The sequence below is a fragment of the Streptosporangium sp. NPDC002721 genome (assembly GCF_042888905.1).
GTDB lineage: Bacteria > Actinomycetota > Actinomycetes > Streptosporangiales > Streptosporangiaceae > Streptosporangium.
In genome coordinates this window covers 329,543-336,930 of sequence record NZ_JBIAQI010000010.1, presented here as the reverse complement: position 1 = coordinate 336,930, position 7,388 = coordinate 329,543, and the positions used below count along the sequence as shown (strand labels likewise).

Below are 7,388 nucleotides of genomic sequence, written 5' to 3'. Positions count from 1 at the left end.
GATGTGCCCTGGGAGGACTGCTTCCGCGCGCTGAACGCCATCGGCTACGACGGCCCCATCTCCATCGAGTGGGAGGACGCCGGCATGGACCGCCTGGACGGCGCCCCCGACGCGCTGGCCGTCATCCGCAAGCTCAACGCCATCACCCCGCCCACCGCCGCCTTCGACGCCGCCTTCTCCTCGGAGTGAGGACCTCCTCGGAGTGAGAACCGGCTGGGAGCCGGCCGGGAACCGCGACGGCCGAAGGTAGAGGCGCGCACGGCGAACCCGGCCGACATGGTGAGCACGGCGAACACGGCGAACACGGCCGGGCCGCCGATCCGCCCCGCTCAGGTGGGCGGACCGGTGACCCGGCCGAGGCTTTTTCCCGGCTGTGCCGGTCCCGATTTAGGACGGCTCCGTCCGGGACGACCCAGGTCGAGACGACTCGGTGCGGGACGTCTCGACCAGGGACGTCTCGACCAGGGACGTCTCGACCAGGGACGACTCAGTCCAGGACGACGATCTGGCGCAGGACCTCGCCGCCCCTGAGCGCCGCCACGGCGTCGTTGAGGTCGGCCAGCTTGATGCGAGAGCTGATCATGCTCTCCAGGTCGAGCTTGCCCGCCTTGTAGAGCCCCGCGAAGAACGGGAAGTCGCGGCGGACGTCCGAGCCGCCGTACAGCGAGCTGAGGATGTTCTTGCCCTCGAACAGCAGGCTGAAGGCGCTCAGCGGGACGTTGTCGTCCACCGCGCCCGCGCCCACCACGATCGTGTCGCCACCCCGGCGGGTCGCCTGCCAGGCCGTCATGATGGCGGCGGACTTGCCGACGGCCTCGAAGCCGTAGTCGAACCCGGCGCCGCCGGTGAGCGTGCCGACCGCGTCCATGAGCTGGTCCGGGGTGATGGCGTGGGTCGCGCCGACCTTCTTGGCGAGGGCGTGCTTGGACTCCAGGGGGTCGATCGCCAGGATCGTGGTGGCGCCGGAGATGCGGGCCCCCTGGATCACCGACAGGCCGATGCCGCCCGCGCCGACCACGGCGACGGTCGAACCGGCCTTCACCTTGGCCGTGTTCAGCGCCGCGCCGACGCCGGTGGTGATCCCGCAGCCGATCAGGGCCGCGGCCTCGAACGGCACCTCGGGGTCGACCTTGATCGCGCCCTGCCAGGGAACGACGATCTCCTCCGACCAGGTGCCGCACCCGGCCATGCCGAACGCCGGGGTGTCGCCGCCGTAGCGGAACCGGGCGTTGACGAAGCTGTCCATCACGTACGTCATGCACAGGAACGGCTGGTTCACCAGGCAGTTCGCGCAGCTGCCGCAGGCCGGGGTCCAGTTGATGATGACGTGGTCGCCCGGTTGTACCGAGGTCACGTGGTCGCCGACCTCGACGACCACTCCCGCGCCCTCGTGGCCGGGGATGACCGGCAGGGGCATGGGCAGCACGCCGCTGATCACCGACAGGTCCGAGTGGCAGACGCCGGTGGCCCTGATCTTGACGCGGACATCCGTCGGGCCTACCGGCGCGAGGGTGAAGTCATCGCGGATGTCCAGCTTGTCGTCGCCGACAGCATGCAGAAGCGCACCACGCATGGGGGGTCCTCCTAGTTCTCCTCAAGGGAGAGGGCGGCTTTGGGACAGGACCGGACCGCGTGCCGGACGCGGTCCATCATCTCCGGCGGCGGCTCAGGCAGCAGCAGGTGCAGCTGGTCGTCGTCGTCGAGCTCGAAGACCTCCGGGGCGAGTCCCATGCAGATCGCATTGGCCTCGCAGACCAGATAGTCGACGTTGATTTTCATACGGGCCTCCTGACCGGACTATCCGGGAATGGCGAGCTTACGGTGATCCCATGAGATCACTCGACTCGGCTCGACCACGAAGGCGACCCTTTTGCGGCCGGTGTAGGCCACGTACTCCGTGAGCAGCTCCTCCGCGTCGGGCATCCCGGCCATCCGTCTGGCCACGTTCATGCCGACGCCGAGGATGCCCTCGGGGTCGTCGATCCTCCGCGCGACCCCGTAGACCAGGACGCCGCGCAGGTCGGAGTACTCGTCCCCGGCCTCGATCAGGCAGCTCACCCGGGCGTCGCGCTGGATGTTGAGCGTCTTCTGCGCCTTGCCGTAGGTCCAAAACGAGATCTTGCCCTCCGTCAGCCCGTAGAACATGGTCACCATGTGCGGTGTCCCGTCCGGGTTGATCGTGCCGAGTTGCAGCTTCCGTGACTCTCCGACGAAAGCCGTCACCTCGTCGTCGGACATCACGATGCGGGCGCGCTGGTTCACGGTGCAAAGTAGAACACGTTCCACAAGGTCGGGCAAGGGCATTCGGAATGTTGTTCGGTCTCGGTAGTCTGCTGCGATGAGCATCGCCACCATGCCGGCCGACCTGCTGTACGTCGCCCAGCGCGCCAAGGGTTTCATGCCACATCAGGAGGGAATCGCGCTGTTCGAGACCGCCGCCGGGTACGGCCCGCGCGGCCCGATCTGCGAGATCGGCAGCTACTGCGGGAAATCCGCCGTCTACCTCGGGGCGGGGGCCCGGCAGGCCGGGTCCGTCGTCTTCACCGTGGACCACCACCGGGGCTCCGAGGAGATCCAGCCGGGCTGGGCCCACCACGACCCCACGCTGATGGACCTCCGCTTCGGCAAGATGGACTCGCTGCCCACGTTCCGGGCCACCATCGCCTCCGCCGGTCTGGAGGACGAGGTCATCGCGATCGTCGGCGGGTCCGAGCGCGTCGCGGCGCTGTGGAACACCCCGCTCGCGATGCTCTTCATCGACGGCGGCCACTCCGAGGACCCGGTGACCAAGGACTACGAGGGGTGGGCCCCGCACGTCATGCAGGGCGGCGCCCTGGTCTTCCACGACATCTACCCCGACCCGTCCAAGGGCGGTCAGGCCCCCTACCGCGTCTACCAGAGGGTCCTCGCCTCCGGCGCGTTCAAGGAGGTCCGGCAGGAGGGCTCGCTGCGGGTGCTCGAACGGGTCGGTCCCGGGATCGGCTGACCTCCCCGTACGACACCGGCTGACCGGCATCGGGCGGGCGGAGGCGGGCGGGAAGGGCCCGCCGGAGCCCCAGGCCCGCGCAGACGACCACCGGGGCGAGGAACAGCCCCGCGACGACATGGCACTGGACCAGCAGCCCGTAGACCGCCGCCGTGGCCAGGCCGAACACGACCTGGTCACGCGGCCGGGCCGGGGAGGTGCCCGGGTCGACGAGCACGTATCCGGTGTGGAGGGCGAAGGCCGTCCCGGTCATCGGCAGCAGGGCGGCGACCGTCGACACGTCGGTCAGCCCTCCCCTGACCAGCGCCTGCAGCGCGAACCCGCCGACCCAGCCGAGGACCAGCGGCAGCCTCCCCGCGAGCCTGGCGTTCATCGCCGTTCCCCAGGCCAGCACGGCCAGCGGCACGACCAGGTCGAGCGGCCCCGAGACCCACGCGGTGAACTGGTACGCCGGGGCGAGGCCGACCCACGGGAACAGCAGCAGCACGGCGACGACCCCGAGGGCCGCCGGGTTCATGAACGGCCTGCCCGGCGCGTCCTCGACGGCCCGTCCCGCCGACGCGGCCCCTCCCTTTGTCGCGTCCCCTTCCGGTGCCTCCCGTGCCCTCGGGATCCGCGGTGCCTCCCTTCCGGAAGGCGACCCCACGCGGAAGACGTACGTGCCGCCGACGCCGATGAGGACGGCGAGCGCGATCGGCGCCAGGTGCCCGTCGCCGTACAGCAGCATCGCGCAGAGCAGGCCGCAGACGTAGGAGGGCAGGAAGAAGTCCACGACCCGGGCGCGGGGCACCCCGAGGTAGCGGGCCGGGCGCCGCCGCGACCACGCCTCCACGGTCTCCAGCGCGAACTCGGCGGTCACGCCGGTGAGCACGCCGACCACCGGCGCCAGGAAGGACTCCTCGAACCCGAGCACGGTGTGCCCGAGCACGGTGATCAGGGTGAGGGACTCCGCCAGCCGCCGGAACGCCTCGTCCCGCCCCCGCTCCTCCGGCTTCCGGCTGTCCTGTTCTCGGCTGTCTGATTTCCGGTCGCGTCGCTTCCGGTCGTGCCACCTCCGGTCGTGCCACCTCCGGCCGTCTCGCCTCCGGTCGGCGTTCATGGCCGCCGGATCTTCGAGGCGCGGCCGCCGGCCAGCAGGATCCGGTGCCAGCCGGGCTCCAGGGAGAGCGACGCGGTACGGGCGCCGCCGCAGGCGTCCCTCCAGGAGATCTCGACGGGGACGGTGGAGCCGGGCAGGTCGTCGCCCAGGCCGAACAGCAGCTCGGGCGCCGAGACGCCGTTGTGGCCGTTGGCGGGGTAGAGCTGCCTGCTGCGAGTGACCCCGCCGGGCAGGCGCACCGTGGCGACGGCCCCGATGGCGGGCCGCGTCGGCCCGGTACGCGCCTGCCCGGGAAGCGTCTGTTCGGGGTACGCCTGTCCGGGAAGCTTCTGCCCAGGGTGCGCCGGTTCGGGACGCGCCTGCTCGGCGTTTGTGCGCGTCGGCGCGGAGGGGGACGCGGCGGGCGTGCCGCAGGTGCCCGCCGGAAGGCGGAGCCGCAGGCCCACGAACGGGGCCGTCGGGCCGTGGTTGAGGTGGAGCACCGACGCGGACCACTGGTTGGCGACCGCGAAGTCCAGCCGCCCGTCGTCGTCGACGTCGCCCACGGCGAACGCCCGGCTGACGGTGCCCCCGTTCTCGTCTTCGCCGCCTCCGGCGACCCCGGCCCGCCGCGCCACGTCCACGTAGCGGCCGTCCGGGCCCCTGGTGAAGAAGGTGTTGGCGTCACGGCCCGACAGGTCGTCCCCGGCCCGCAGGTCCGGCCAGAGCGAGGGGCGGGAGAGGAGCAGGTCGTTGGCCGACGACACCTCCCCCAGCTGCGCCCACCGGTCGACCTCACCCCTGACGAACCCGGTCGCGTGCATGATCTCGTCGACGCCGTCGTTGTCGAAGTCGGCGGCCTTGACGTCCCAGGACCAGCCGCTGCGGCTCAGCCCCAGCTCCTCGCCGAGGTCGTCGTACGGCGCGTGACCCCCGTGGAGCCCGCCGGGGCGCGAGACGAAGGCGAAGCCGCCCTCGTGCAGCGCCTGGTTCCCGGTGAGGTTGCTCACCAGGATGTCCGGCCTGCCGTCGTCGTCGAGGTCGGTGAAGGCCACCCCCATCCCCTTGAACGAGTCGCGGCCGAGGACCCGGGAGCGGGGAGTCGCCGGGTGCCGGGTGCCCCGCGCCTCGGTGAACCGGATCCTGCCGGGCACCGACTCGTTGACCAGCAGGTGGTCGGGGCCGAAGTCGTTGGCCACGTACAGCTCGGGCCGCCCGTCGCCGTCCAGGTCCTGGGTGCCCAGCGCGAGGGTCCAGCCCCCACCTCCGACCTCGTCGAACACCCCCTCGGCCTCGGTGAACAGCGCGGGGCCCGTCGCCCGGTAGAGCCGGTCGCCGCCCCCGTTGCCGGCGGCCGACAGCGAGTCGGGCATCACGGCGTCGCCCCGGTCGGTGCCGCCGCCCAGCACCCTGACGCCGTCGGGGAAGTAGTTGCCGAAGACCAGGTCGAGGCGGCCGTCCCCGTCGAAGTCGCCGGCCGTGGCGGCGCTGGTGTTCCAGACCTCCGGTTCGCCGGTGAGCGCGCGGTGGCGGAAGGCCGCGCCGGACGGGGGCGTCCCCGGTACGCGCAGGAACAGGGAGGGGGAGCGGCCCCAGTAGTAGACGACCAGGTCCTCCCAGCCGTCCTGGTCGAGATCGGCGGGCAGGCACCCGGTCGGCGCCTCGTGCCGCCTGCGCTCCGGGGGGACCAGCGTGAACGGCCGGTAGCCGCGCGGGGTCCCCGGCGCGGGACCGACGGTCACCGTGTCGCGGCGGGGGTCGACCAGGCACAGGTCGTCGGCGACGTCCTCGTCGTCCACGTCGAACAGGGCCACCGCGGCGCCCAGGGACGACACCAGACTCCGGAGGTTCTCGTACCCCGGCGCGACCGGCCGCAGGACGCGGTCACCGGGTTCCGCGGGCGGGCCCAGCCGCCTCGCGTGGAAGGAGAAGCCCGCGGACGCCTCCACGGCAGGGGTGTCGTCCGGCAGGGCGGTCAGCCTCCACCCGGCGGTGGCGGCCACCAGGGCCAGGACTCCCGCCGCGTACCTGCGAACCCCCGGCACCGTTCCCACCGCCCCTCCGAGTCGTGTTCACAAGCGGTCGTGAGTGGTCATGAATCGCGGTCGCGTCGCGCCCAGGCCTTCCGGACGCCCGCCCGCCAGGCCTGGTAGTGGTCGTCGCTGTGCGCGTTGTGGCCCAGCGCGACGAGCGCGGTGTCGGTCCAGCCCGCGGCCTCGTCCACCTCGGCCCCGCACAGCACGGGGGCGGCGGCGACGGTGTGTTCGGGGACGACGGCCGAGATCAGGCGGGCGGCGCAGGCGAAGGCGCAGCCCTGGGCGAGGTGGGCGCGGAAGCCGTCCTCGGCCGCGGCCGCGGCCAGCAGCCCCAGGTCCGCGGTGCTCGCGCCCCCGGCGTACGTGGCGGCCAGGCCGACCCCGCTCCACAGGTCGGCGCGGCGTCCCACGGGGAACTCGGCGACGCGCGGCACGACGTCGCCCGCCCCGGCGCACTCGTGGAACCAGAGCAGCCGCCCCAGCCCCTGGTCGAAGATCGCCCGTCGCGTCCGGTCCATCAGCCCGGCCGTGCGCTGGCGTCCCACCGTCCGGTCGGAGGAGAAGAAGCCCTGGTGGAAGCCGAAGCCGTCGTGGGCCAGCCAGCGCAGCAGCGGATGCACCGAGTGCAGGCCCCACATCGGACGCATCCGCATGCGGGCGTACGCCCGGCCGGTGCCCATGTGGACGAGGTGCGGGTAGCGCAGGCCCTGCCCGCTCAGCAGCTCCCTCAGCCGGCGCCCGCCGGTGAGGGTGAGCACGTCGAGGGTGGCGCAGGCCATGCCCGCGCCCTCGTACGCGAAACCGCGCAGGTCCTCGCGGAGGTCGTCGATCCGCCCGGTCTCCCCGGCGACCACCGCGTTGAAGCCGGAGACGAACGCCGTCCCCGCGGCCTCCAGCGGCTCGCGTGCCGGTCCCAGCCGGAACCGCCGTACCCCGAACCCCGTCCGGGCGGGGTCCTGCCACAGCAGCCGGGCCACGCCCCGCGGTCTGGAAGGCGGCCGGAACGTCCGGGGGTTCGGGGTGTCGGGGTGGGGAGCAGCGGGCGAGGAGTCAGGCGCCTCCGGCGGGGCCGGGAGGGGGGAAGGGGGTGAGAGGTCTTCCGGGGGATCCGATATGTCCGGCGTATACGGGAGGTTCGGGGCGTCCGGGAGGTCCGGCGTATACGGGAGGTTCGGAGCGTTCAGGGCGTTCGGGCCGTCCGGCGTATACGGGAGGTTCGGGGCGTTCGGGCCGTCCGGCATGTACGAGGCGTACGGGACGCCCGGCGGATCGGGAGGGGCCGGTGGGT

At 72.6% G+C, this 7,388-nt stretch carries 7 protein-coding genes and 1 pseudogene; 2 read left to right on the top strand and 6 right to left on the bottom strand.

Annotated elements, in window-relative coordinates; all coding sequences use genetic code 11:
• Positions 1-189, top strand: a pseudogene (locus ACFYWM_RS16820) (sugar phosphate isomerase/epimerase); the annotation flags it as partial.
• A gap of 298 nt (positions 190-487) precedes the next feature.
• Here ACFYWM_RS16820 and ACFYWM_RS16815 read toward each other — a convergent pair.
• From ACFYWM_RS16815 to ACFYWM_RS16805, 3 genes are read right to left on the bottom strand one after another with little or no spacing between them, the layout of a single operon-like run.
• On the bottom strand, positions 488-1,573 hold the full coding sequence (locus tag ACFYWM_RS16815) for an alcohol dehydrogenase catalytic domain-containing protein (protein WP_389915200.1): 1,086 nt from the start codon (positions 1,571-1,573) through the stop codon (positions 488-490).
• Between the two features lie 11 nt (positions 1,574-1,584).
• Positions 1,585-1,779 carry a ferredoxin gene (locus ACFYWM_RS16810; RefSeq protein WP_362696938.1) on the bottom strand — a complete coding sequence of 65 codons (195 nt, stop codon included), beginning with the start codon at positions 1,777-1,779 and terminating at the stop codon, positions 1,585-1,587.
• A gap of 18 nt (positions 1,780-1,797) precedes the next feature.
• Positions 1,798-2,262 carry a pyridoxamine 5'-phosphate oxidase family protein gene (locus tag ACFYWM_RS16805; RefSeq protein WP_389915196.1) on the bottom strand — a complete coding sequence of 155 codons (465 nt, stop codon included), beginning with the start codon at positions 2,260-2,262 and terminating at the stop codon, positions 1,798-1,800.
• 76 nt (positions 2,263-2,338) lie between these two features.
• Between ACFYWM_RS16805 and ACFYWM_RS16800 the strand changes: the two genes are divergently transcribed.
• Complete coding sequence (locus tag ACFYWM_RS16800) at positions 2,339-2,986, top strand: class I SAM-dependent methyltransferase (RefSeq protein WP_389915193.1); 648 nt, start codon at positions 2,339-2,341, stop codon at positions 2,984-2,986.
• Here the strand turns inward: ACFYWM_RS16800 and ACFYWM_RS16795 are convergent.
• Genes ACFYWM_RS16795 through ACFYWM_RS16785 form a run of 3 tightly spaced genes read right to left on the bottom strand, consistent with a single transcriptional unit; the run spans position 2,922 to position 7,077 of the window.
• A complete protein-coding gene (locus tag ACFYWM_RS16795; RefSeq protein WP_389915190.1) occupies positions 2,922-4,085 on the bottom strand; it encodes an enediyne biosynthesis protein UnbU in 1,164 nt (387 codons plus the stop codon). The two genes, ACFYWM_RS16800 and ACFYWM_RS16795, sit on opposite strands and share 65 nt — an antisense overlap.
• The gene (locus tag ACFYWM_RS16790) at positions 4,082-6,118 is read right to left on the bottom strand and encodes an FG-GAP-like repeat-containing protein (protein ID WP_389915187.1); all 2,037 of its coding nucleotides are present in this window, start codon (positions 6,116-6,118) and stop codon (positions 4,082-4,084) included. The genes ACFYWM_RS16795 and ACFYWM_RS16790 overlap by 4 nt, the downstream gene beginning before the upstream one ends.
• Before the next feature lie 38 nt (positions 6,119-6,156).
• The gene (locus tag ACFYWM_RS16785; protein WP_389915184.1) at positions 6,157-7,077 is read right to left on the bottom strand and encodes a DUF1702 family protein; all 921 of its coding nucleotides are present in this window, start codon (positions 7,075-7,077) and stop codon (positions 6,157-6,159) included.
• Positions 7,078-7,388: the final 311 nt, after the last annotated feature.

Coding starts and splice junctions, on each gene's coding strand:
- ACFYWM_RS16810 (WP_362696938.1), bottom strand. CDS start 1,779: ATGAAAATCAACGTCGACTATCTGGTCTGCGAGGCCAATGCGATCTGC.
- ACFYWM_RS16800 (WP_389915193.1), top strand. CDS start 2,339: ATGAGCATCGCCACCATGCCGGCCGACCTGCTGTACGTCGCCCAGCGC.
- ACFYWM_RS16815 (WP_389915200.1), bottom strand. CDS start 1,573: ATGCGTGGTGCGCTTCTGCATGCTGTCGGCGACGACAAGCTGGACATC.
- ACFYWM_RS16795 (WP_389915190.1), bottom strand. CDS start 4,085: ATGAACGCCGACCGGAGGCGAGACGGCCGGAGGTGGCACGACCGGAGG.